The sequence below is a fragment of the Dermatophilus sp. B7861-1 genome (genome assembly GCF_058996045.1).
This window is the reverse complement of record NZ_CM180082.1, coordinates 159,375-183,640: the sequence shown is the minus strand read 5'-3', so window position 1 is coordinate 183,640 and position 24,266 is coordinate 159,375. Positions and strand designations below refer to the sequence as shown.

Sequence of the window (24,266 nt, the reverse complement as noted above, 5' to 3'; positions counted from 1 at the left end):
ATGGATTCTAGAAATGACTTTTACCGCCTGCTCTTACGGCTCCATAAAAAGCCCGGGCAGCAGCCCTACCAGCAAAACCTCTCGCAACGGAGTCCATATCTTTGAGGAACTGAGCATCGATTTTTTTACGCGACTTTTTAAAGTTCGAAGCACCGAGATTCAGGGGACCTTTAGGGCCAAAGTTTCGATACCCGAAGTCATGCCGAACGCACGGATTGTAGAACTTTTTAGACCAACCTTTTCCCATCCCTAAAGGAACACTGCACCCATCAGTAGTCCAGACAAAAGCTTTATTCTTTGGATTTCTTAGTTCTTTTTCGCGAAAGCTAATGAACTCAGAAAGCGGGGTCTGGAACATCCAGGCATTAGCCTGATCTTCAAGATACTTCCGACCACTCTTTCCCTCTGAGTCCCCTCCTGAGGATCTATCTACGGCGCCTGCAAAACCACTTGGAACCTCTTCTTTAGCAACTTCTTTCTTGAGAGATTTAATTTGCTCGCCAGGAAGATCGGATATTTTCTCCTCAAGCTCCTCTTCACTAAGAGTAAGGATTTCTTCAACTGTCCCTAAGTTCGGTGCTCCCGCAAAAGGGATAACATCCTTCAATGAGTTTTTTTTCGATGCGATATTCCCAGTCTTACTGACGTGAGAGTAAGACTCAGAGGCTAGAGACGGATGACTAAAAACTATTGATGAAGCCAATGCGATGGGAAGTGAGGATACAGCTAACTTGAATGCGCTATTCATTTTATTCCCCCAATATCAACTGAGTTTCACCTGAAGATTAACTGAGCACCTCAGCAGGGGCAAATAGGCGACCAACAGGATGAGCACCCCTGAGAAATTGGTGAGCTAAATATAATTTTAATTACTGGTACGACCATTTATTTTATTTGACCTACTTCATGTAAGTGAAAGAAAAACTGGGTCTGTCACCATTCCGATGACAGACCCAGTTGGCGCCGGCGGGGCGCCTTCACCTGAACGGCGCATCGTGACTCCCCAGCCCACGATGCGCCACGCTCAGATGAGTCAACGTCCGTGACAGATGCTCACAACACTCCCGCGTCACGGACGAGCTTTCCCAGCACTGAAGAGTCCAACTTGTCACCGGCCCACTTCCGGAAAGCAGCAGGCCCAGGGATCTCCATTTTTTCGCCGTCACGCAAAGCGGAAGTAGCAGCAAGGAGAGTACGGACGTCATACGTACTAGCGAAGGTTTCCGGCACCGCACGCTCAACACCCAGAAGGCGATAGACAGCTTCCATGCCGGTTCGGACTGAATATTCAGTGGTGAAGATGGTGTCTCGGCCTGTCTCTGCAAATTGTCCGAGGAAAGCGAAGTTCACTGCACCTTCGGGCACGATGTCGGGACGATCACCAGCTCGGCGAGGCATGAAGAAGCTAGTGACATACGGCATCATTACGGGAACAGTCTTAGCGCCGGTGGCAGCGAGTTCATTGATTTCAGCTAGTGGAACACCGAGGTGATAGAGCCATTCGGCGGTGATTTCCTCACCGGTGCATTCGCTCATCGGTTTCTTGATGTAATCACCGGGGGTGTCGACAAACAAGGAATAAATCCAGGCGACAATTTGATCTTTCGGCTGGTTCTTGAAGTGTGGTTGCCGGTTGACCGTCCAGCTGAGGAGCCATGAAGAATCTTTGACCGTAACGATTCCACCAGTGACAACGCGACCACTGAAGGGATCACGCCGGGTGATCTTGCGAATGTATTCAGGGATGCGCTCATCGAGGGTAGTGGCGGTAGCTGATTGCCACTTGCTCTCATCGATGGAGGAGCAAAACACTTCAGGTCGGCCGAAGGAGGGGTCTTTTCGAGCGATCTTTTTCCAGAGTTCCCACGCTGGAGCAGGGCCGCGGTCAAGCTTTGCAGGGGTGGCATGGTCGCCGTTGTCGGAGTTGTCGACCAGCGATCCAATGGTGGTCAAGACGAGGTCGTTGGGGGTTAGGTCAATACCACCTGGAGTGCCTTCTTTAACCCAATGGATACGGGTGGCGAGTTTGCGCTGCGCGGTGATGTCGAAGTCGATGTCGAGGACATCAGTCTCGTACTGGAAGGTGACTCCTTGATCGATGAGCCATTTGGTCATCGGAAGGATGAAGGATTCATATTGGTTGTACTTGCTGAATTTAAGGGTGGAGAAGTCAGCAAGGCCGTCGATGTGGTGAATGAAGCGGTGGAGGTAGAGCTTCATTTCTAGGGCGGAGTGCCAGGTTTCGAAAGCGAACATGGTGCGCCAGAACATCCAGAAGTTGGATTCGAAGAAGTGCTCGTCAAACACTTCGTCGATGCGTTTGCCTTCCATCGACTCTCGGGTGGCGAGGAAGAGTTTCACGATTTGCTTCTGGGCTTGCTTATCGAGAGTGAACAGGCCAAGGGTGTCGATGGGTTGGCCCTGGTTTTGAGTGGCGCGGCAGAGGGAGTAGTTGGGGTCGTCTTTGTTGAGCCGGTAGAACTCATCGAGAACGGAGATGCCTTCTTCTTCCAAGGAGGGAATGCTGCGGAAGAGGTCCCAGAGGCATTCGAAGTGGTCTTCCATTTCGCGGCCGCCTCGGATAACGAAGCCACGTTCGGGTTCTTTGATGCCATCCATGGCGCCGCCGGGGATTTTGCTGCGTTCAACGATGGTGATGTGGTTTGCAGGAACCCCACCGTCGCGAATCATGAAGACAGCTGCCGATAGTCCTGCGAGCCCGGCGCCGATAATCCAGGCGTGTTTATCGGGGGCTCCTTCGGGGATGCGGGGTTGTGCGAAGGCCTCGTATGTGCCGCTGCTGAATTGCATCGGGGATCCCTTCCTGCGCTGCGTGGTGTCGGGCCGATCAACGTTGGCGGTCGTACGGGAATGCGCGGTGTGTGTTGGTTCAACTTTGAGTCGGCTCAATTATTACGTGTCTATGGTAGGCGCATGACAGGGGACAAAAATGAGAGCTCAGTCACAAAAACTCGGATTTCAAAAAAGTCCGCAGCCACAATGAGCCGACGGGAACGAGCACGAGCTGACAAACGTGCACGTATTTTGTCTGCAGCCGCGGATCGCCTTCGGGCACAAGGGTTCGAGCGAACAACGGTGGCTCAGGTAGCTGAAGATGCGGACGTGGCGGTGGGGACAGTTTTTCAGTACGCCGCGACGAAGGCCGAGCTACTGATGATGGTTGCGCATGAGCAGTGGGCGACGCTGATTTCAGAGAATTTGGCGCGGGTTGAGGCCACCACCGAGGAAAATCCCGAATTGTGGGACGACGTAGAGCGAATGGCTCGGTTAGTGGTGCAACCGCTGGTTGAGTTCGCTTTAGAGCAGCCAGAAAACAGCGCTGCCGTGGCTCGAGAATTGCTGTTCGGTGCTGAAGGACCTCATCGAAGTTCAGTGGTGGTGTTGGCGGCACAGGTGGAGGCTGTCATCGCAGAAGTGTTGCGTCGTGGCGGACGTCCGGAGGGGGCAGAGGCAGCGGCCCGGCTGATTGTCTCGGGTGCAGTGTTGGAGTTGAACCGTACGCGGACGGGGTTGGCTGATGCCGGTTCAGTGGAGACCCGGTTGGCTACGTTGATCGGAGTAGCTGTTGCGGGTGCGGCGCCGCGATGATTGACCAAGGTGAAGCAGGATCAAAGTTTGTGCCGGATTGCTCGGCAGCGGACAGTCAGCGTTCTCGGCGGCGTCGGGCGCAATGTGGCAGGAACGGTGGCGCGGCAGTGGGGTGGCCGTGGCGGGGGTGGAGCGGTATGCGACGAACGAGTGGGTAGAAGGCGTGTCCGACACCGAAAGCGAGTAGGTGCCCGGCGTCAGTGAATGTGCCGGAAAAAATAACGGCGGCGGTCAAGTAAGCGGTGCAGAAGATCATCCACGCATTGCGCGGCCATCCACGTAGGCAGTAGCCGAATAGGGCGCAGACTGCGGCGAATCCGTAGCTAGCGCCGACATCTACGGTGAAGGCGATCCCAGGTGAGAGGGCTCCGCGGCGAACGTTCCATTCGATTCCGCCTGCAGTCACGAGGGTGGCTCCGACGTGTCCTGCCCAGAACACGGCAAGGAGGCGGGCTTTTCCGATCCATCGTTCAAGGGGTGCTGCAACGAGCGTAAAAAGAATTGTCCAGACGAATAACTCGGTGGGGGTGACGTAGAAGGCGCTGCGTAGCAGAACAGGAACAGGGTCGGTGTGGAGTTCGTGGAGGTTGGTTGATTGCGCGGCGAGGAACGCGGCGCGCAGCTTGGGGCGGGTGTGACCTAGTAGCCAGGTGGTGAAGGCAAGGAGACCGAGGTAGGTGTAAGTGACGGGTGCGGTGCGAACCCAGTGGGTGAGGTGAGGTAGGAAACTGCGCCAGGTGCGGGTGATCGCGATGGCCCAGGGGGTCTGGATGTGACGTACGACGAAGAGAGCGAGGAGCGCCAGAGCGACGGAGGCGGTGAACATGCTTGCTCCTTCGAGCGAGGCGGGCCACGTCTCGGGATGTGGTGACGCCCGCGTGTGCGGGCGGGCGTCACAGGTTTACCGAGGTGGTGCGGGGGTCACCGTTGTCAGATCTGGTTGGTGGGGGTGCGGTTTTTTTCGGCGGCGGCTTTTTTGGAGTCTTTGATGGAGGTCCAAACCTGCAAGGCGACGGGTATGAGGGATATAGCGACGATGCCCACAGCGATGAGGTCCACGTTTTTGGCGATGAATGGGATGCCGCCTAGGAGCGCTCCTGCGGTGCACATGGTGGTCACCCAGAGTGTACCGCCGAAGATGTTCCAGCCGACGAATCGCTGGTATCCGTATTGGGTCATGCCAGCAACGAGCGGCACGAAGGTGCGTACGAGGGGCACGAAGCGAGCCAGGACAATGGACCTTCCGCCGTATTTGGCGAAGAAGGCTTCGGCTTCGTCGAGGTATTTGGTTTTGAGGATTTTGGCGTCGGGTTTGAAGAATTGGCGACCGAATTTGTGGCCAAGGAAGTAGCCGACTTGGTCGCCGAGGATGGCGGCGATGGTAGTGAAGAAGATGAGGGTGAAGAGGGAGTAGCCGAGGGGTTCGTGGAGCAGGCCGGCAGTGAACAGGAGTGAGTCTCCGGGGAGGAAGGGGAAGAGCACTCCGGATTCGATGAATGTCATCGTGGCCACGCCGACCAGTGCCCATGGTCCCCACCCTTGGATCAAGGTCATGGGGTCGAGCAGCCCACCGACTGCGGGTGCTGGGCCAGCCAGGAGGCTGGGAAGCATAGTCTGCATGTTTAAAAGGTAGGGCTCCCACATTGAAGTTTGCCTGAAGGTGGTTCTGTTTGGTGGCGGGTGCTTTGTGGGTGCTTGGAGTGTCTCGGGCGAGGTGTTCAGGGGTTCTTCAGGGCTGGGCTCGCACCGTTGTGGTGACTACGAGGAGAGACGCTGATGACATTGCATTTTTCGCCGTTGTCCGGTGTGTATCGGTCGCGGCGTGGTTCGGGTGGGATGGTTCCAGGACGGATTGTGGTGGGGCGTGCCGTGGCGGTGCCTGTTTTGGTAGGCGGCGTGGGGTTGTTGGGTGGTGCGTTGGGGTTGGGGGCGTTTGTGACGCGGGTTGGTGCCGAGCAGACGGGTGAGTTGGCGTTGGAGGTGACGATTGGGCGGCGGCACACGATGTGGTTGTCGGATGTGGCGCATTTGATTGATTTGGCGTTGTCTCCGGTTGCGGCGGTTTTGGTAACTGTGGTTGTTGCGTGGCTGGTGGCGAGGCGAAATGTGGTGGCGGGGGTGGTGGTTGCGGTGGTTACTGGTGGTGGTTGGCTGGTAGCTGGGGCGACGAAGCTGCTTTTTTTGCGGTTGCGGCCGCCGATGGAGACGGTGCGGGCGTTGGTGTCGGAGGTGGGGACGACAAGTTTTCCGAGTGGGCATACGGCGTTTGTGTGTTCGTTGTTGGCTGCGATGGTGTTGTTGGTGAGGATGTGGGGTCGTTCGTCTGCATGGGTGTGGGTGGTGGGGGTGCCTGTGGTGTTGGGGGTGGGGGCAAGTCGGTTGTATTTAGGGGCGCATTATTTGGGCGATGTGGTGGCCTCGCCGTTGTTGGTGGCTGGGGTGACGTTGTCGGGTGTGGGGTTGGTGTCGTTGTTGTGTGGTGGGCGGCGCGTTGTGTGACGGGGGTGTGTCGGTGGGTGCGGTGAGGCGGTTTTTGGTGTTTGTGGGGCGGCGTCCTGGGACGTGGTCGTTACGTCGTCAGGTGGTGGTGTTGTCGGGGATTTTTTTGACGGTGTTGTTGGGGATTGGGTTGGTGTTGTTTGTGATCGCGTTGCGGGCTGTGTTGGTGCAGTCTGCTTCGGATGCGACGTTGAATCAGACGTACCAGTTAGCGCAGGCGGTGCGTTCGGGGGATACGACGCCGGTTCATGCGGTGCAGCGCGCTGCTCCTGGGAGCACGATGTTGCAGGCGTTGTCGCGTGATGGTCGAGTGTTGGCTGCATCGGGGAATGCGTTTGTGACGGTGGCGTTGGTGGATCCGATTCCGGCTGTGGGGAATGCGGTGACGCAGCAACATGAGGGGTTTTTGGATTTGGCGGGTGATTCGGATGCGTATGTGGCTAGTGCGCAGACAGTGGTGACGCCTGGTGGTGAGCAGGTGACGCTGGTGGTTGCTCAACCGTTGGAGGTGGAGTCGCACACGATTGAGATCGCGGTGATGTTGTTGGCGGTTGCGTCGGTGGTGTTGGTGGGGGTGGTGCTGGTGTTGGTGGATCGGGTGTTGCGTAGGGCGTTGGAGCCGGTTCGGCGTATTACGGAGCATGCTGCTCATATCACGCGGGCGCGCACGAGTGAGCGGGTGGTTGTGCCGCCTACGGGGGATGACATTGCGGTGTTGGCGATGACGGTGAATGAGATGTTGGATCGGTTGGCTCGGGCTGAGGAGACGACGCAGCGTTTTGTTTCGGATGCTTCGCATGAGTTGCGTAGTCCGTTGGCGGCGGTGCGTACGCATGTGGAGATTGCTGAGCGGGGTGCGGGGTTGGATTTGCCGTTGGTGCGGTCGGAGGTGATGCGGGTGCAGGCGTTGGTGGAGGATTTGTTAACGCTGGCTAAGAGTGATGATGAGGGGCTTCGTTTGGTGCGGGAGCCGTTGGATTTGGATGAGATTGTTTCGGCGGAGGCGCGGCATTTGCGGGTGGTGACTGATGCGCGGGTGGAGGTGGTTTTGGCTGCGGCTGAGGTCTGGGGTGATGGGGCGCGGTTGGGTCAGGTGTTGCGGAATTTGACGGAGAATGCGCGGCGGCACACTTCGGGGGTTATTCGGTTGGTGATGGAGGTGGATGGGCAGGTTGTGCGGGTGCATGTGGATAATTCGGGGGCGCCGGTTCCGGAGAAGGATCGGTTGATTATTTTTGATCGGTTTGCGCGGTTGGATGCGGCGCGTGAGCGGGATTTGGGTGGGAGTGGTTTGGGGTTGGCTATTGCGCGGACAGTGGCGGAGTTGCATGGGGGGTCGTTGGTGGCTGGTGTTGCTCCGGAGGGGTGGTGTCGTTTTTCGTTGACGTTGCCGTTGGTGTGAAGTGGGTTAGGTGGTGGTGATGGGGCTGAGGCGGTAGCCAGCGCCGCGGAATGTTTCGAGGCTGCGGCGTCCGAAGGGGGTGTCGATTTTTTTACGGAGGTTGCCGATGTAGACCTCGACGATGTTGTCGTTGCCTTCGTAATCGGCGTCCCAGACGTTGTCGAGGATGTCTGCTTTGGAGACGACTTCGTCGGGATGGCGCATGAGGTATTCGAGGACGGTGAATTGTTTTGCGGTGAGGGTTATTGGTTCGCCGCAGCAGGTGACGCGGTGGGCGGAGGGGTCCATGACCAGGTCGCCGACGATGAGGTTGGTGGGGCGTTCGGGGGCGCCGCGGCGGGCAAGGGCGCGTAGTCGGGCGACGAGGACGATGAAGCTGAAGGGTTTGATGAGGTAGTCGTCGGCGCCGAGGTCGAAGGCGTCGGTTTGGTCGTATTCGCCGTCTTTGGCGGTGAGCATGAGGATGGGTGCCCAGTTTCCTGCGGCGCGGAGGTTTTGCAGGACGCGGTAGCCGTTACGTCCGGGAAGCATGATGTCCAGGATGATGACGTCGTAGTGGTTTTCGGTGGCGAGCCATTGGCCGGTGATGCCGTCGGCGGCGAGGTCGACGACCATGCCTTCGGCGTTGAGTCCGCGGCGGATGCCTTCGGCAAGTCCGTTTTCGTCTTCGACCAGGAGTATGCGCACGGGTGTCCTCGGGGGTGGGTGAAGCGTCGCGTCGTGGTAGAGAGTGTGTCAGGTTGTTTGTGCCGGTGGTGTGGGGACGGTGGTGTGGGTGGATGGGCTGTAGTGGGGGCCGTAGACGGAGTCGATGCCTTCGTTGAGGAGAATGGTGGCTTGTTGGGTTCGTTCAATGCCTTGGGCGGCGATGTGGGTGATGCCCAGGCTGCGTAGGAGGCTGACGATGGCGCGGATTGTGCGGGGGGCGTCGGGGTCGTGGTCGAGGTTGTGGGTGAGTTCTTGGGCGAGTTTGACGAAGTGGAAGGGGCGGCGGATGAAGGTGATCAGGGGGGCGTGTCCGGTTCCGAATCCGTCGATTCCGAGGGGGAATCCGTCGTTTCGTAGCTGGTCGAGGGTGGTGAGTGTTTCGGGTTGTGGCTGGGTGAGTGCGGTTTCGTTGATTTCTAGGTGCAAGGCATGGTGGGGGATGTTCGCGGTAGCGCAGGCGTGGCGGGCGTGGCGGGGAAAGTCAGGGTTGCGTAGGTGGTCGGCGGCGATGTTGATGCGGATGTAGAGGTCAGGTGTGTGAGGGTGGGTGGCGCGTAGATCAGCGATGGCGGTGGCTGCTTGGGTGAGCATGTTGGTGCTGAGGGTTTCGCTGAGTCCGAATTCTTCGGCAATGGGAAGGAAGCGTTCGGGTGGGACTACGCCAAGGGTGCTGTGGTGCCAGTGTGGGAGGGCTTGCCAGCCGTGGGTGTGTTGGTGGTTGGGGCCGGCGTGGATGGGGTGGAGTTCGAGGGTGATGGTGTTGTGGTTAATTGCGTGGCCGAGGTGGTGGGCGATGGTGGCGCGTTCGGTGGCGCGGTGGGCTAGGGCAGTGTCGAAGTGGATGTGGCGTCCTCGACCTCGTTGTTTTGCTTCGTACATGGCTAGGTCGGCGTGGCCGAGGAGGGTGTCGGTGGTTGCGGGGTGGCCGGGGGTGGTGTGGGCGATGCCGATGGATAGGGAGATGGAGTGTTGGTGGCCGGGCAGGATGGTGGTGGGATTTGCGCAGGCGGCGGCGACGGTGCGGGCGAGGTGGTCGATGTGGGCGTGGTCAGTGTAGGTGGTGATGATGACGAATTCGTCTCCGCCTTGTCGGCAGAGGAGGTCTTCTGGGTGTAGGTGTGGGGGTATGTGGGTGGCGATGTGGCGTAGGAGTTGGTCACCGACGGCGTGACCCCAGGTGTCGTTGACTTGTTTGAAGTCGTCGCAGTCGATGAACAGGACGGCGATTTCGTTGGTGGGGGTGGTGGGGTCGGCGCGGTGAGCGAGTCTGTTGTCGAGTTCGCTCAGAAGGGCGGCGCGGTTGGCTAGGCCGGTGAGTGAGTCGTGGGTGGCTTGGTGCCTGCTGTGTTCTTCGGCGCGGGTGATGGCGCGCATTGATCGTTCAAGTCGGATGAAGATGAGGGTGAGCAGGATGCTGATGAGGATGGTGCGGGTGAGGGTGTCGACGGTGCCGACGCTGGGGATGAGAGTGGAGAGGATTGTTGGGGAGATGGTGAGGGTGCTGAGTGCGATGCCTCGGTCACGTAGGGGGCGGGTGCGGGTCCAGTTGCTGTGGCTGGGGGTGCGGGTGCGTCCGATGCTGGGGTGGGTGGCTGAGCGGAAGAGGGCGTAGTGGGCGATGAGGTAGCCGATGTCGATGAGAGGGCCGGGGGTGGTGATGCCGTAGACGATGGCTAGGTAGGCGGTGGCGCTGTCGAGGAGGGTCCAGGCCGCGGCGCAGACCATGAACCAGCGCAGTGATGTGCGTAGGACGTTGGCGTCAGTAGCGAGGTGAAGGGCTAGTACGAGGAAGACGAAGTCTAGGGGTGGGTAAATGGCCCAGACGAGGCCGGAGGCGAGGGGAGTTTCGTTTAGGGGCGCGAGGACGCAGATCCACAGGGTGAGGGTGCTGCCGATGACGGAGGCTGCGGCGTCGAGGCGGGCGAGTCCGTCGTAGCTACCGAGTTTGTAGGCGCCGCGCGCGAACCAGGTGCCGAGTATGGCGTAGCTGGCGAGGAAGAAGAGGTCGGCGGGGGTGAATTGTCCGAAGATTGTTTTTTCGGACTCGGCTAGAACGGTGCAGGCTAGCAGAGCGCAGGCGATGCTGGTTTGTATCCAGGATCGCAGTGGGGTGGCGCGTAGAAGGATGGGGCCGGCGGCGGCACCGAGGAAAAAGATGAGATTGGTGATGGTGGCGGCGGTGTGGCCGACTCCTTCGGGGTCAAAGGTAATGAGGGTGCTGGCGAGCAGGAGCAGCAGAGTCGCGAGGGCGGGGATAACGCGGTCGGTCGTTCGTCTGGTTGGGGGTGTGTGGCCTCGGGGCGTGGTGCGTGCCCCAAGTGCCAGGTTCATTCGAGGTTGAGGTCGGGGACGGAGTTGGCCAGGGCTTGGTCTGCTTGGACGGGTTTGCCTAGGTAAAAACCTTGGGCCCATTCGAATCCGAGGTCGCGCATGAGGGCTAGTTGGGCTTGGGTTTCAATGCCTGCCGCGACCATGGGTAGTCCTACTTCGCCGACGGTGTCGGCGATGCGGCGGACTCGGCTTTCTTTGGGGTCGGGGTCGGCCAAGAGTGCTTGCGGGTGGAGTTTGAGGATGTCGACGGGAAAGTCCGCAGCGGCTTCGAGTAGGTCGAGGTCGTCTGCGGTGAATCCGTCGAGGCAGAAGGAGATTTCTTCTTCTTGGAGGCGGTGCAGTCGGGTGGTGACTGCGGGGTCCGCTTCGAGGATGTGTCGGAAGGTAGTGGTGGTGATGTCGACGAGTAGTCGGTCACCAGGGATCCCGAATTTTTCGAGGGCAAGGATGATGTCGCTGGGGGCGGTGCGGTGGGTGACGAATTGTTCGGAAAGGTTGACGGACAGGATGAGGGTGCGTTTTTCGGATGTTTGCCAGCGCGCGAAGTGGTAGAGGGAGTCGTGGAGGACGGTGATGTCGATGTCGCGCATGCGTCCGTTTTTCTCCGCGGTGGCGAAGAAGTCGGCGGGCCAGTCCGTGGTGCCGTCGTTGTTGCGGTGGCGGGCCAGAGCTTCGAGACCTTGTAAGTGGCCGGAGTTGAGGTTGTAGAAGGGCTGGAAGTAGGTGATGAGGGGCAGGGGGTCCCGCTGACCGTTGTGGAGGGCGCCGGTATCTACGGGTTCCCTTGAGGGTTGTGTCACTGCCCCACCTTTCTACGTTTCGTTTTTTGATCGGCCGGTAGGCGACCGTTTTGAGGTATCACACCTATTGTTGCGGCGTGGGGGGTCGCTTGTCGGGTTGTTTGTTGTTCTCGAGGGTGGCGTGTCGCGTTATTGTCACTGATTTTCAAAATACAGCGTTGTGCGCGCAGGTTGTGTTGTTTGTCCGAGGATGTGGTTTGTTGATTATTTGAGCGACCGTTTGCTCTGGCACGTCGCGGTGGGTGGACGTAGGTTGGGCGTAAATATGGTGCGCGTTGTGTGTTCCGGTTTGGTGTCGTGGCGCGTGCTTGGACGGTTTCCCGGAGGTAGCGATGGATCCTTTTGAGCTTGATGATGTAGCGCAGGCTGATCTGTATGGGCCGTGGGTGAGTCGGTCCCCGGGTGATGTGGCGGAGTTGTTTCGGGGGTATTTGGGGTCGTGGTGGATTTCGGGTGGGTGGGCGGTGGAGGCCTTTACGGGCGTGTCACGTAAGCATGTAGATCTGGATGTGTACGTGTTGCGTAGCCAGTTGAAGAGTTTGCGGGTGCAGTTGAGCGGGCGTCAGCATGTGTGGGCGGTGACTCCTGGTGGTGCGTTGTATCCGATTGCTCCGGAGAAAAATCCAGAAGGTTCGGCTGAAGAGGTGTTGCCGGAGGGGACGCGAGATGTGTGGACTCGTCGTAATGGCCGTCAGCCGTGGGAGTTCGATATTGCGTTGTCGGAGTCTTCGCAGGAGGAGTGGGTGTATCAGCATGACGGGTCGGTGCGGCGTCCGATGTCCGAAGCGTTGTGGGAGAAGGATGGTGTTTTTTATGTGCAGCCGGAGATGGCGTTTTTGAGTAAGGCGCGCACGATGACGCCGCGGGATGTATCTGATTTTGAGGTGGTGTTGCCGTTGTTATCGGATGAGCGGCGAGCGTGGCTGCGGGGGGCGATCGAGTCGACGTTGGGTGATCATCCGTGGTTGGCGCCGTTGGCGGAAAGCGCTGGGGATAAGGCTGTGTAGGAGTGAATTTATGTGTGCCGCCTCCCCCCGAGGTGTTTGTTGGGGGGAGGCGGCACTTTTATGGCGTTGCCGTTTTGGTCGTTGTTCAGCGGCGGGTTACTCGCTGGTTGGTGACGGGGCTGTAAGGCTGGTGTGCACCGAGGTAGCGGGTGAAGGAATCTATGTCCAGGCCGCCTTGGTGACGTTTGGTGCCTTTGCTGAAGGTGGTGAATCCGTCTCCGCCGTCGGCGAGGAAGGAGTTCGTGACAACTCGGTAGGTGGCGGCGCGGTTAATGGGGGTGCCGTTGAGTTTGACCGAGTTGGGGATGACTTTGCCTTTGCCGGAGCCTTCGGCGCGGTATTCGTAGGTGAATCCGTTACTGACCTGGAGGATTTTGGCTTCGGATCCGGACCATTGTTGATCGAGGATCTCGTAAATCTGGGCTCCAGTCAGGTCCAGGGAGACGATGTTGTTTCCGAATGGCTGGACGGAGAAGGCCTCTTTATAGGTGACTACGCCTTTTCCTTCACCGGCGGGTGAGGACGCGTGGGTGAGGTCGGCGCGGATACCGCCGGGGTTCATGAATGCAATTTGGGGGGCTTTGCCGTTGGTCGCGGCGCTGGGCTCGCTGCGGAACGCGTCGGCGATCAGGTTGCCTAGGGGGGTGGATCCGGTAGCGTCGCGGTCTGCGGTGACGTCACCGGTGATGGTGCCGACTTTTTTGTTGGCGATGGTTTTGACTTTGCCGGTGTAGGCAGAGATCAGCGCGGTCATGGCGGGGTCTTTGGCTACGTCACGGGTGACGACGTGGTTGGAGGCCCGCATCGTTTCGCGCACAAAGTCTTTGGTCGAGGGGTTGTAGGTGGCATCGACCTGCGCGAAGAGCCGGCCGTAGTGACCTGCCTGGGTGACTAGGCGTGGTTTGCCAGCGGGGTCCAGGACCGAGCAGGTGTAGGACTCGTGGGTGTGGGAGGACATGATGAGGTCGATGTCTGCGGAAAGGTTCCGCGCGATTGGTGTGATGTCGCCGGTGAGTGATTTGCCGTCTTTGCAGTGGTAGTTCCAGGGGCTTTTTGCTGGGACGTTTCCGCCTTGGTGAACCAAAGCCACCATCGCGTTGACGCCTTTTTTCTTCAGGAACGCGGCGGTGCGGTTGCCAGCGGCGACCTCGTCTTCGAAGGTGAGGGAGCGCACCCCGGATTGGGAGACGATGTCGGGGGCTCCTTTGAGGGTCAGGCCGATGAACGCGACCGGTGCCCCGTTGACTTTGCGGATGGCGAAGGGGGCGAGGTTTTTACCTTCTTTGTCTTTGATGTTGGCTGCGACGTAGTCGAATTTGGCGCCCTCGAAGGTGTGCAGCGCACAGGAGGCCTTGTTGGAGTCTTTTTTGTCTTTGAAGCATCCGCCGTTGGCGATGCGGCGCAGTTCGGTCCACCCATGGTCGAGTTCGTGGTTACCGACAGCGGCGACGGACAAGCCGATACGGTTGAGTGCTTCGATGGTGGGTTCATCGTGGAATGCTTGAGACAGGAATGGGGAGCCGCCAATGTTGTCTCCAGCGGAGACGGTGATGCTTCCTGCTCCGGATGCTGCGGCTTTCTGGCGTGCTTTCTGCAGGTGTGTGGAGAGGTATTCCACTCCACCAGCTGGGATCTTTTTGCCTTGCGCGTCGGTAACGACACCGCCGCTACCGGCAGGAGGTTCTAGTGCGCCGTGGAAATCGTTGATTCCCAGGATCTGCACCTTGCGCATCCCGTTTGTGTCTTTTTCAGGTGCGTCGGGGGATGCTGTCAATGCTGGCTGGGTCGATGTGGCAGCGGCGGCATATCCGGCCGGTGATAGGGCTAGAACAGCGACCGTAGCGATTCCACAGGCCAGGGCTGCACGTGATCGTGAATGTGTCATGACATTCCTTATTTCAGGAGGGGCTGTATTCCAAAGGGTGTCGAGAGCGTTGGGGTGTGCCTGTGGCGGGGCCTGCTCGATCACGTGATCGTGTAGTTGGCTGCCATCGAGCACGTTCCTAATGCTGCTCTTCAATGCCACACGGTACGGCGAAAACGCTGCCGGGTAAGTGGTTCTCGTGACCCACGCAGAGTGAGTTGTCCCGCGATAGTGGCCTGTGGTGTCGCACTTCGCCGTGGCTGTTCAGCTCAGTGGATGCGGTACAGCTCTCGGCATTCTCCTTCGGAGTCGATGTCATCTATGCCGTTAGGGCTGCTTGTTGCGGAGACCATCCATCCTTTGCCGTCGTTGACTGCCACCACACCGACAGGTTCTCTGCCCGGGAGTGTGACGGAGTAGGTGGCGCAGCTGTTGAACTGCGCAAATGCGTCGATTTCGGTGTCGGGGCGGAAAAGTCCTTGGGAGTCAGCCCATCGCTGCACGGGAACCCGCACTCGTGCGTCTTGGAAGGTGTCGAATGGTGGGGCGAACAGTCCTCCTAGAAGCAAGCCTGTCGCGGATGCTACTGCTACTAGCGTTCCTGCTGCGATGATCACACCGGTCGCCACACCTGCCCGCTTCATACTGCTTTGCCCTTCGTTACGCATCGTTGCTACGAAGCCCCCTTTTTTCTGCTTCTCCCATCCGTCATCGATTACCGGCCGTGGTGTGGATGAGAGAAGCACCTTATGTCTGTGCCTGCCCCACACTCCCGTATGGGGATTCGGTTCTTGTAATGAACCGAACCCCCATACGGTGAATCAGATCATGCCCCGTGTATGCCGCTACGGGCCAGGGCTATAGCCGCCCTATTTGGCTGGTACTTCGGTGTTTAGAAAGCGTCTTTGGTGTCATCGAACTTGGGTTTTGGCAGTTTCGATTCAGGTACGAGTTCCCATTCTTCGAGGTGAGAACGCAGTTGCTCAGATGCATCGATGTTCAGCGGGCTAGAAACCCACATTGCGTAGGGCAGGTTGACGTAGCGCTTTTCTTTTACTGCAGGGAGGTCTTTGGTTGAGGGGTTAGCTTCGAGCAAAGCAATCTTTTGAGCCATGGATTGTTCGCCGTAGCTGACGAAAACGATGGCGTCTGGTTTGCTGGCTGCAACACGTTCCCAGGACACGGTTGTCCATGTGTCGTTGACGTCTTCCATCACATTGCGGCCGCCTGCGGTGTCGATGACTGCTTGCGGTCCACCGAACTTACCGCTGGTGAATACGGTTTCTGTTCCAGAGTCGAAGACGAGCACGTTGGGCTTTTTCTCGGCTTGCGGTGCGTCTTCGAGGGCTTTACGGCGTTGGCTGATGTCTTCGATGACTTTGGCTGCTTGGTCTGATTTGCCAGTCAGGGTGCCGAGGTTTTTCAGGTCTGTGTCCAGAGCAGTCCATGGGTCGGTGACGCCGCGTGCTTTCTGACCGTCTTTTTGGCGGCAGCTTTCGGTGAGGATGTAGGGGGCAATGTTTTTGCCTTGGAGAACCTTGGGGGTGACTTGGTTTTCCTTGTAACCGTAGTTCCATCCAGCGACGACAACATCCGGGCGCTGCGCGATAAGGGTTTCGAGCGCAGGCATGTTGTTGCTGACTTCCTGTTTACCGCCAAGGGCGTCTTTACCGTAGTGACGGGCGAGGGTTTCGGCGTTCTTTTCGAGGCTGGAGAAGCCGCTGATTTTCTCTCCTGCTCCGATGGCGAGCATCATCGCGATCATTCCAGAGTCGTTAACAAAGAAACGCTCCGCAGAGGCGGGGAATTGGGCCGGTTGACCGCAGTTGGTGATGGTAGTTCCGCCTGCGGCTGAGTTCGTGCCGGGGGCCGAACCACTGCTGCAGGCACTGACTCCTAGTGCAAGGGCTAAGGCTGCGCTGGTGAGGGGAACGAGGTGACGACGTTTCATTGGCTTTCTCCCATGAGGTGACTGTTAGGACGCGGGTGGGCCATGCTTTCGAGAAGCAGATGCTCTTGTCCGCTGTGGGGGTGGGGGGCAGTGGCGATGTGCACACCGAATGCGCGGGCTGTGGCCTCACCGGTGATGACGGTGTGGGATTCGCCTGCATCTTGAATACGACCGTCGTGAATAACGGCGACGTTGTCGAAATATGCCAAAGCAAGATCAAGGTCGTGGATGGCGGCGATGACGGTTTTGTCGAGTTCGCGCACGAGGTCCAGGAGCGCAATCTGTTGGGCGATGTCGAGGTGGTTTGTTGGCTCGTCAAGGAAGAGCAGCGGTGTGTCTTGCACTAGGCCGCGTGCGAGGATGACTCGGCGGCGTTCACCGCCAGACATGTGTCCCATGGGGCGGTCGGCGAAGTCGGCCATGCCTACGGCGTTAAGGGCTGCCAGGACACGTTCGTGCTCACTGTGGCCGGGCCTGGACCATGGGTTGAGGTGGGGGGTGAGGCCGAGGGCTACGTATTCGCCTGCGTACTGGTCGGCGAGGGGGTTTTCGTCTTGGGCGACGACGCTGACCAAGCGGGCTCGGTCGCGGGGGCGCATGGTGTGTAGGTCGGTGTCGTCAACGTGAACGTGGCCTGCTGCGGGGGTGCGGATACCGGCGAGGGCTCGGATGAGGGTGGATTTTCCGGAGCCGTTAGGGCCGACGAGGGCCAGGCTGTGGCCGGCGTGGAGGTGGATGTTGGCGTTGCTGAGGATGGTTCGTCCGTCGATGGCTACGGCTAGGTCGGTGGCGGTGAGGCTGGGGGTGTTCATCGGCTGTCTCCGAATCGGTAGGACTTGCGGCCCAGAAGGAACAGGAACACGGGGGCTCCGATGAGGCCGGTCAGGACGGAGAGGGGTAGTTCGACGGGGCGGACCGCGACGCGGGAGAGCACGTCAACCCATACGAGGAATACAGCTCCAGCCAAGGCTGCGACGGGGATGACGGCTCGATGACGTCCGCCAACAAGGAGCCTGGCGATGTGGGGAACGATAAGTCCCACGAAGCCGATTCCACCGACGACGGCGACGATTAAGCCAACAAGAAGGGCTTGCGATACGAAAAGGCAGATGCGCAGGCCACGGACGGGGACGCCAAGCGCGGCGGCGGTGTCGTCTCCGGCAGCGAGGGCATCGAGCCATCCGGACAGTCCGAGGGCGGCGAGAGCAGCGAGGATGGCGGCGATGACGGGAATCCACACATTGTCCCAAGTTGCGCCAGAGAGGCTGCCGAGCAGCCAGAAGAGTACGGAGTTAGTGGCTTGAGGGTCCGCGGCCCAGAAAACAAGGAAGCTGGCGAGGGAGGAGAAAGCGCTGGAGAGAACGGTTCCGGTCAGGATGAGACGTAGCGGGGTGAGTCCGCCTTGGGCTTGGGCGACACCGAAGACGAGGAGCGCAGCGGCTAATGCGCCAGCTAGGGCACCAACGGTCAGTGCCCAGTTACCGGCCCAGGCAGCGAACCCTAGAGCGATGACGGCAGTGGCGCCGACGGAGGCGCCAGAGGAGATGCCCAGGAGGTAAGGGTCAGCTAGGGGGTTGCGGACGAGAGTTTGGATGGCGGTACCGGCGATGGCCAGTCCGGCACCGGCGGCGATGGCAAGGATGGCGCGGGGAAGACGCAGTTCCCAGACGATGAGAGAGGCCGGGTCTGTGCTGGTTCCGGGGCCGTTGGCGATGGCGTCGACGACAGTGGGCAGTGGGAGTGGCTCGGCACCGAACCCGAGTGAGCAGATCGCACTAATGATGAGGGCGATCAGGAGAGCGAAGCCGGTCCAGAAGGCCGGTAGTCGGCGACTGTGGGAAGGTTTCGCTCGGCAGGTGTGTGTGTCCAACGCGACTCCAGGATGGTTCGCGGTGGGGCCGAGCGGGTACTACCCCGTCGCGAGGAGCGCGACAGGATGCCCAGTGGAGCGGTGTCGTTAATCCTCCGTCGGGGATCGTCCGTCCCCACCGAGTGCGGAAGACAAGGGCGTGGTCTGACTCGCCGCTGGAGGCGGCTCACAGTGGCGGGACCGTGCCGGGGTTTCGCCGGCTTCACGCGCGATGTCGTGTGTTCAGTTAGTGACCATAACCGAGGCGTGGGTACCTATCTGGGCTCAGATATCTGCTTTGAGCTGTCAGCTGCTTCGAATTGCCTTATGGATCTAGCTGTATGGCTTTGGTCACGGCAGTAGTTGGGTGGGCTATTTGGATACGAATGTGGGGATGAAACCGTTCAGCTCAACTTTGGCTCCCAGGCCGGAAGAAAGGATGACCAGAAGGCCGAAGAGAACCACAAGGAGAACCAACCCGAAGATGAAGAAAGCCAGGATTCTGTTGCTCGTGGGGGGTGGTGCTGTGTCGCTGACGCCGCTTGAAAGGGAGCGGATACCAAAGGAGTAGAGAGCGGGCAGCCCTGCTCCGACAACTAGCGCTACGGCAGTTACGGCTCCAACTTCGGAAAGGAAGTAGGCGATCATCGGTCCTCCTCGGGGACGGTGGTGACAACCACCGGGGTGATGCGGACCTCGGCGACGTCAACTGGCGGCGTTTCCCAGTCGGCGTTGACATTGTCATGGTCGACTTTGTCTTTCTGGGAGTGACGCCACATCCACAGTGATGCGGCGACGAGGATACCCGTAACTGCTAGAGGACCAGCGACGTGCCCCAAGGCGGCGGCGAGCCACCAGGTGACGGCTCCGACAATGCCTGAGGCGGGAAGAGTGATAAGCCAGGCGATCACCATGCGGCCTGCCACGCCCCAGCGGACGTCGGCTCCCGGGCGCCCTAGCCCCGTGCCGAGGATGGACCCGGTGGCGACGTGCGTGGTTGATAGCGCAAAACCCATGTGGCTAGAGGTGAGGATGACCGCGGCCGAAGCGGACTCTGCTGCCATGCCCTGGGGAGAGTCGATCTCCACGAGTCCTTTGCCAAGAGTGCGGATGATGCGCCAACCGCCTAGCCAGGTTCCAGCGGCAATAGCTACGGCGCAGGCGATTTTGACCCAAAGGGGAACGCTCTCCAGGTCAGTCCAGTGTCCGCTGGCGATGAGGGCCAAGGTGATGATGCCCATGGTTTTTTGGGCGTCGTTGGTGCCATGCGCGAGAGAAACAAGGGAAGCGGTACCGATCTGACCCCACCGAAACCCGTTCTCCTTATGTCGTTCAGCGACACCGCGAGTGATGCGGTAGATCAGCCAGGTCCCGATTCCAGCTACAAGACATGCAACAAAAGGGGAAACGACCGCCGGTAGGAGAACTTTTCCAAGGACGCCATCCAGTTTGGTTCCGTTGCCTGCCCAGTTAACTCCTGACCATCCGATACCTGCGACGGTGGCGCCGATCAAGCCACCAAACAGGGAGTGCGATGAGCTCGATGGCAGGCCGAATAACCAGGTGATGAGGTTCCAGATGATCGCGCCCACGAGTCCGCACAGCAGGATCAGCAAGAGTGTCAGGCCCCCGTCGCTGACCATCTCAGGTCGAGGAGCGCCGTCGGCGGTCTGGATCTTGATAACCGCGTTCGTCACTGTCAAAGCGACCTCGACGGACAGGAAGGCTCCAACGAGGTTGAGGATCGCAGAGAGCGCCACCGCAAACTTCGGCTTCAAGGCGCCGGTGGCGATCGAGGTCGCCATCGCGTTTCCGGTGTCGTGAAATCCGTTGGTGAAGTCGAACGTCAATGCCGTGACGATCACCAGGGTCAGGAGGAGAAGCGCAGGGTCCACCCATCCAGTCTGCGCCCCACAGCCACAGGCCCACGCTGGAAGCGGTGGGGGCGGTTGTTGTCTTCCGCACAGACAGCAACCGCCCCCACTAATCCTATGACCTGCGTTTTCCTACCTCATCGGTAGTTGGGAAGGTAAATAAATCCCTACTTGCTGGTATCTCAACAGAAAAATTTGCGCAAGCATTTGCCTTGAAAGCGCCGCCAAAACGCCCCCAATAACAACCAACGATCACGGCCGAGACAGGTCAGCCTCCAACGGATCGACTTTCTTAGACTTCGTCACCAGCTTGTGCCCCCACCACACGCTGAAGAACAAAGGAAGACCGATATACGTCGCCACGATGGCCGGCAAATTTCCCAGCGGGTCAGAAAAGAAGTTGTACCCCTGCCCGACCACAACCACAGCACACATCACCAGCGCAACGAGAGGACCGATAGGGAACAACGCTGCTTTGTACGGCAAATCCTTCGGGTCACCTCCTTGAGCCATGTAGGCACGACGGAACTTCCAATGCGACCACGCAATACCCATCCAGGTAATGAACCCAGCCAGCCCTGAAGCGTTCACCAACCACGTATACGCAGTTCCCTCACCAAAGAAATTCGTAAGAAAACACAAGGCACCCACCGCAGTAGTCGCCAGCAAAGCAGGCAACGGAATCCCACCGGCAGTCACCTTCGTGAAGATCTTCGGAGCTTTCCCCGAAACCGCCAATCCGTACAGCATTCGCGTAGACACGTACATGCCCGAGTTACCTGCCGACAGAATCGCCGTGAGAATCACTGCGTTCATGATGGTCGCCGCACCCAGAATGCCCGCGTTCTCAAAGATCAACGTGAACGGGGCAATCGTGATGTCCCCACCCTTCTCCGCACTGAGCAAACGTGAATCCGTGTACGGAAGAAGAAACCCAATCACAGCGATCGCACCGATATAAAACAGCATGATCCGGAAGAACACCGAACGGATCGCCCGTGGAATCGACTTCTCTGGCTCTTGCGCCTCGCCAGCAGTCACACCCACCATCTCGGTTCCCTGGAACGAGAACCCCGCAATCATGAACACCGACAACATGCCAGCAAACCCACTCACGAACGGTGCCTCACCCCGCGTCCAGTTCTCTAAACCTGGAGCATGACCGCCCAAAATCCCCAAAATCATCGCCACACCGACCACAAGGAACACGATCACCGTGACCACCTTGATCGAGGCGAAAATGAACTCACCTTCACCGAAGGTACGTACGTTAATCGCGTTCAACGACACGATGATCGCCAAAAACAGCGCCGACCACACCCAGCCAGGGGTATCTGGAAACCAGAACTGCATCACCAACGCTGCGGCCACCAACTCCACCGCCAATGTGATTGCCCAGTTAGCCCAGTAGTTCCACCCCATCGCAAACCCGAATGAGGGGCTGACAAAACGTGTTCCGTACGCCTCAAACGAACCTGCGATCGGCAAATACGTCGCCATCTCACCCAGAGACTGCATCAACAAGAACACCATGAACCCGATCGCCGCGTAGGCAACCAGCGCTCCACCAGGACCTGCATTGCTGATCGTGCCACCCGAAGCAACGAACAGACCCGTTCCGATCGCACCCCCGATCGCGATCATGTTGATATGACGCGGCTTTAGGCCCCGCTGGAGTTCTGCCTGCTTACTCGTTTCCGTGCTTTCGGAACTACTCATGGGACCGCCTTGCCCGTTCGTCTTACTGCACGATTCCCGTGAATCGCGCAGAAATTATCACCCTATAAAAGAATGCAGCGCCGCTGCGCCCGCGTGTCGGGCACAGCGGCGCTGCAGAGCACGTCGTCTCAGTCGACCGCTACAAGGTCAACTACGAACACCAAAGTCTCGCCCGGCTTGATCACACCACCAGCGCCTCGATCTCCGTAACCCAAATGTGGCGGAATCGTGATGCGACGACGTCCACCGACCTTCATGCCGACGATGCCGTCTTCCCACCCTTTGATGACCATGCCCGCGCCCAACGGGAACTGCAGCGGCTCACCGCGATCGAAACTATTGTCGAATTCCTTACCCGTGGACCACGAAACCCCGACGTAATGCGCCGAGACAACGTTACCGTGCGCGGCCGGTGCACCATCGCCCTCAATGAGGTCTTCAAGCAGCAACTCAGCAGGCGCATCGCCCTCGGGAATGGTTACTTGCGGTTTTTCCATGCCCGACACCCTAACCGCAGCAACCCGACCCGTGGCACCACCTTCACCCGTTGTTGGCACACATCAGACACATGAGTGGGGCCAGACACGCACGCCTAGCCCCACTCACACCACTTCATCACAGGCAACTTGCTCCTGTGATCAACGTCCTGTCTGCACCCCCAAAATCATCGGATTGTGGTCGCTGGCACGGAAAGCATCCGGTGCGTACAACGCAGGTACACCGTTGTACTGGTACGCGTATGACTCCTGGGCATTGATATCCCACACCTTCATGCCCTGCACTTTCGCGGCGAATTCTGGCGTAGCGAATGCGTGATCCAACGAACCGGACTCACCGTTGAACACGTACGTGTCCTGCGCAGCGAATTTGGCACCCACATCAACTAGCCCGGCCTTGCGCAGCACATCTAGCGGCTGCTCTTTCGTGTACGCGTTGTAGTCACCCACACTCAGCACATCCGCATCCTTGGTTTTGGCTTTCACCTCGTTAACGAATGCCACCAGACTCTTCGCCTGAGCTACCCGATCAGCGTTGGAGTTGCCTTGCCCATCACCAGAGTCAATATTGCCTTTCCCCTGACCAGAACCTTTGGACTTGAAGTGGTTCACGATCAGTGAAAACACCTCACCTTTTGCCGAAAAGGCTTGGGCAATAGGCTCTCGCGCGTTGTCCCACACACTGTTTTCCACAGGCTTCATCGCATCCCCCACCGGCTCAACACGATCCCGGCGATAGATGATCGCCGTTGTGATGAGGTCGCTAGCCTCATGTGCCTCCACGAAACCCCACACCTGCGCACCCTCAGCTTTGTTAAGCGCCTCAGTCAACGTTCGCACTGCCTTGTACGGGTCCGAGGGAGTCGTCACTGCCGAGTTCTCCACCTCCTGCAGAGCAATCACGTCAGCATTCAATGCGCGCAGCTCAGCAATAATTTTTGCTTCCTGGCGCTTCTGTTCTTCGGGGCTACCTGCCCCTCGCGACTTGCCCCCAAACGTGACGAAGTAGTTCAAGACATTCGCATCAGCGACCTTCAAGTTTCCTGCCACCGGAGCAGGAGCAGACGTCCGGGGACTCTTGGAAGCAAATGTTGTTCCTTCCCAAGTGCCGTCGGCAGGCTCCAGCCGGTAGGCGTCGAACCCATACGACAACACCGACGGCTGCAACACCGACACCTGATCACCCACACGCACCGGATCTTTCACCGTCAAATACGGAGGCTGCTGCTTATCCTTGGCCAAATTCCCACTACGACCATCATCGAGAATGATCCGCCGCTGACGGTTCTCCTTCATCACCGCCTGAGCTGCCTTCCCCGGCTGCGCCACCTCCGTCGGGTTCTTCAACACACCCCCCTCAGAGAGCACAACCTCACCAAACCTGTTGAGGTTGTAAACATCCGTGACAGTCAACGCATCCGAAGGACGGACATACATGCCCTCCAACGCCTCCAACTGCGCAGGCGTAGCTGGCAGATCAAGCACGGCGGCGGCAGGAAGCTCCTGCTTGCCACACACCGTGTTCGCTTTCACTGAAGAGATCTGCGTTAGCCCCTTGTACTCGTTCACCACCCCCTCAACGACAACCACATCACCAACAGCAACGTTCACGTGCGTTGCGCTACCGGCCGGGTCATAAACAAACACACCATCACTAGTGCTTGCCTTGCCATCACCCTTGGCATCTTGAATGAAAAACCCGTTATAGCCACCCTCCTGCAGGTCCCCCACTACAACACCGCGCACAGTGACGGTCTTGCCCTCCATGGGAGAAACATCGCCCTCCCCCTGCACCTGCGGAATCGTCGTCGTGGGTTCGCTGCCACAGCCAGCAGCCCCCGGCATCGAGGCCAGTCCCAACGGCATCGCCACCGCACCGCCGCACACAGGACCTAGCACAAGCCCAGCCCCGGCAAGCGCAGACAAAAGAGCTAATGTTCGGCGACTTTTCTGGATGATCATGGTCTTCACTTTCTGTGAGGTGGGTGCAACTCGCCTGCAGCCACGCCACAGGCGAAACGGAATCGGAAGCAAAGGGAACTAGCCGGCTCCGTTAAGCGAAGCTTGCTCTTCCTGCCCCAAAACCAGCCACAGACATACCGATCCACAAAAACAACATTCGCCACACTCCCGCCCCGGCCAAAGCAGCCGCCACC

Annotated in this window: 21 protein-coding genes; 4 read left to right on the top strand and 17 right to left on the bottom strand. The window is 59.0% G+C overall.

The annotated features are described in order from the left end of the window. Window positions 1–7: 7 nt before the first annotated feature. Together AC2T9U_RS00750 and AC2T9U_RS00745 are read right to left on the bottom strand one after the other, a co-directional pair. Window positions 8–748 carry a phospholipase A2 gene (locus tag AC2T9U_RS00750; protein WP_493696296.1) on the bottom strand — a complete coding sequence of 247 codons (741 nt, stop codon included), beginning with the start codon at window positions 746–748 and terminating at the stop codon, window positions 8–10. A 305-nt stretch (window positions 749–1,053) separates the two neighbouring features. Then, a complete protein-coding gene (locus AC2T9U_RS00745) occupies window positions 1,054–2,811 on the bottom strand; it encodes an oleate hydratase (protein WP_028327338.1) in 1,758 nt (585 codons plus the stop codon). 189 nt (window positions 2,812–3,000) lie between these two features. On the opposite strand from AC2T9U_RS00745, the gene AC2T9U_RS00740 reads away from it, so the two are divergent. After that, window positions 3,001–3,609: a TetR/AcrR family transcriptional regulator gene (locus tag AC2T9U_RS00740; RefSeq protein ID WP_493696295.1), complete on the top strand. Its 609-nt coding sequence runs from the start codon at window positions 3,001–3,003 to the stop codon at window positions 3,607–3,609. A 55-nt stretch (window positions 3,610–3,664) separates the two neighbouring features. On the opposite strand, the gene AC2T9U_RS00735 is transcribed toward AC2T9U_RS00740, so the two are convergent. After that, window positions 3,665–4,435: a rhomboid-like protein gene (locus AC2T9U_RS00735; protein ID WP_208304066.1), complete on the bottom strand. Its 771-nt coding sequence runs from the start codon at window positions 4,433–4,435 to the stop codon at window positions 3,665–3,667. 104 nt (window positions 4,436–4,539) lie between these two features. Then, window positions 4,540–5,229, bottom strand: a complete 690-nt coding sequence (locus AC2T9U_RS00730) for a DedA family protein (RefSeq protein WP_243888590.1) — start codon at window positions 5,227–5,229, stop codon at window positions 4,540–4,542. Between the two features lie 156 nt (window positions 5,230–5,385). Here AC2T9U_RS00730 and AC2T9U_RS00725 point away from each other — a divergent pair, with 156 nt between their 5' ends. Next, a complete protein-coding gene (locus AC2T9U_RS00725) occupies window positions 5,386–6,108 on the top strand; it encodes a phosphatase PAP2 family protein (RefSeq protein ID WP_493696294.1) in 723 nt (240 codons plus the stop codon). 13 nt (window positions 6,109–6,121) lie between these two features. Beyond that, entirely contained in the window at window positions 6,122–7,510 is a 1,389-nt protein-coding gene (locus AC2T9U_RS00720; protein ID WP_493696293.1) for a sensor histidine kinase, read from the top strand. A gap of 6 nt (window positions 7,511–7,516) precedes the next feature. Here AC2T9U_RS00720 and AC2T9U_RS00715 read toward each other — a convergent pair whose 3' ends face one another. Genes AC2T9U_RS00715 through AC2T9U_RS00705 form a run of 3 tightly spaced genes read right to left on the bottom strand, consistent with a single transcriptional unit; the run spans window position 7,517 to window position 11,349 of the window. Beyond that, window positions 7,517–8,197 carry a response regulator transcription factor gene (locus AC2T9U_RS00715; RefSeq protein WP_493696292.1) on the bottom strand — a complete coding sequence of 227 codons (681 nt, stop codon included), beginning with the start codon at window positions 8,195–8,197 and terminating at the stop codon, window positions 7,517–7,519. Between the two features lie 48 nt (window positions 8,198–8,245). Next, window positions 8,246–10,549: a putative bifunctional diguanylate cyclase/phosphodiesterase gene (locus AC2T9U_RS00710; protein ID WP_493696291.1), complete on the bottom strand. Its 2,304-nt coding sequence runs from the start codon at window positions 10,547–10,549 to the stop codon at window positions 8,246–8,248. Continuing rightward, window positions 10,546–11,349: an EAL domain-containing protein gene (locus tag AC2T9U_RS00705; RefSeq protein WP_493696290.1), complete on the bottom strand. Its 804-nt coding sequence runs from the start codon at window positions 11,347–11,349 to the stop codon at window positions 10,546–10,548. The genes AC2T9U_RS00710 and AC2T9U_RS00705 overlap by 4 nt, the downstream gene beginning before the upstream one ends. A gap of 332 nt (window positions 11,350–11,681) precedes the next feature. Between AC2T9U_RS00705 and AC2T9U_RS00700 the strand changes: the two genes are divergently transcribed. Beyond that, the gene (locus AC2T9U_RS00700; RefSeq protein ID WP_115031756.1) at window positions 11,682–12,356 is read left to right on the top strand and encodes a nucleotidyltransferase domain-containing protein; all 675 of its coding nucleotides are present in this window, start codon (window positions 11,682–11,684) and stop codon (window positions 12,354–12,356) included. A gap of 85 nt (window positions 12,357–12,441) precedes the next feature. Here the strand turns inward: AC2T9U_RS00700 and AC2T9U_RS00695 are convergent, their stop codons facing one another. The 10 genes from AC2T9U_RS00695 to AC2T9U_RS00650 all read right to left on the bottom strand — a co-directional run bounded on the left by AC2T9U_RS00695 (window position 12,442) and on the right by AC2T9U_RS00650 (window position 24,072). Then, window positions 12,442–14,241: a bifunctional metallophosphatase/5'-nucleotidase gene (locus AC2T9U_RS00695; protein WP_493696289.1), complete on the bottom strand. Its 1,800-nt coding sequence runs from the start codon at window positions 14,239–14,241 to the stop codon at window positions 12,442–12,444. Window positions 14,242–14,489: 248 nt separating this feature from the next. Next, on the bottom strand, window positions 14,490–14,966 hold the full coding sequence (locus tag AC2T9U_RS00690) for a hypothetical protein (RefSeq protein WP_493696288.1): 477 nt from the start codon (window positions 14,964–14,966) through the stop codon (window positions 14,490–14,492). A 146-nt stretch (window positions 14,967–15,112) separates the two neighbouring features. Beyond that, complete coding sequence (locus AC2T9U_RS00685) at window positions 15,113–16,171, bottom strand: ABC transporter substrate-binding protein (RefSeq protein WP_493696287.1); 1,059 nt, start codon at window positions 16,169–16,171, stop codon at window positions 15,113–15,115. Continuing rightward, window positions 16,168–16,983 (bottom strand): ABC transporter ATP-binding protein, encoded by an 816-nt coding sequence (locus tag AC2T9U_RS00680; RefSeq protein ID WP_208304072.1) that lies wholly within the window; start codon window positions 16,981–16,983, stop codon window positions 16,168–16,170. The genes AC2T9U_RS00685 and AC2T9U_RS00680 overlap by 4 nt, the downstream gene beginning before the upstream one ends. After that, a complete protein-coding gene (locus tag AC2T9U_RS00675) occupies window positions 16,980–18,041 on the bottom strand; it encodes a FecCD family ABC transporter permease (protein ID WP_493696286.1) in 1,062 nt (353 codons plus the stop codon). The genes AC2T9U_RS00680 and AC2T9U_RS00675 overlap by 4 nt, the downstream gene beginning before the upstream one ends. 351 nt (window positions 18,042–18,392) lie before the next feature. Beyond that, window positions 18,393–18,668, bottom strand: a complete 276-nt coding sequence (locus AC2T9U_RS00670; RefSeq protein WP_115031767.1) for a hypothetical protein — start codon at window positions 18,666–18,668, stop codon at window positions 18,393–18,395. Beyond that, entirely contained in the window at window positions 18,665–19,915 is a 1,251-nt protein-coding gene (locus AC2T9U_RS00665; RefSeq protein ID WP_051277555.1) for an inorganic phosphate transporter, read from the bottom strand. The genes AC2T9U_RS00670 and AC2T9U_RS00665 overlap by 4 nt, the downstream gene beginning before the upstream one ends. A gap of 231 nt (window positions 19,916–20,146) precedes the next feature. Beyond that, complete coding sequence (locus AC2T9U_RS00660; RefSeq protein WP_208304073.1) at window positions 20,147–21,613, bottom strand: amino acid permease; 1,467 nt, start codon at window positions 21,611–21,613, stop codon at window positions 20,147–20,149. A gap of 128 nt (window positions 21,614–21,741) precedes the next feature. Beyond that, window positions 21,742–22,110: an FKBP-type peptidyl-prolyl cis-trans isomerase gene (locus AC2T9U_RS00655; protein WP_034401215.1), complete on the bottom strand. Its 369-nt coding sequence runs from the start codon at window positions 22,108–22,110 to the stop codon at window positions 21,742–21,744. Between the two features lie 141 nt (window positions 22,111–22,251). Then, a complete protein-coding gene (locus AC2T9U_RS00650; protein WP_493696285.1) occupies window positions 22,252–24,072 on the bottom strand; it encodes an ExeM/NucH family extracellular endonuclease in 1,821 nt (606 codons plus the stop codon). Window positions 24,073–24,266 lie beyond the last annotated feature (194 nt).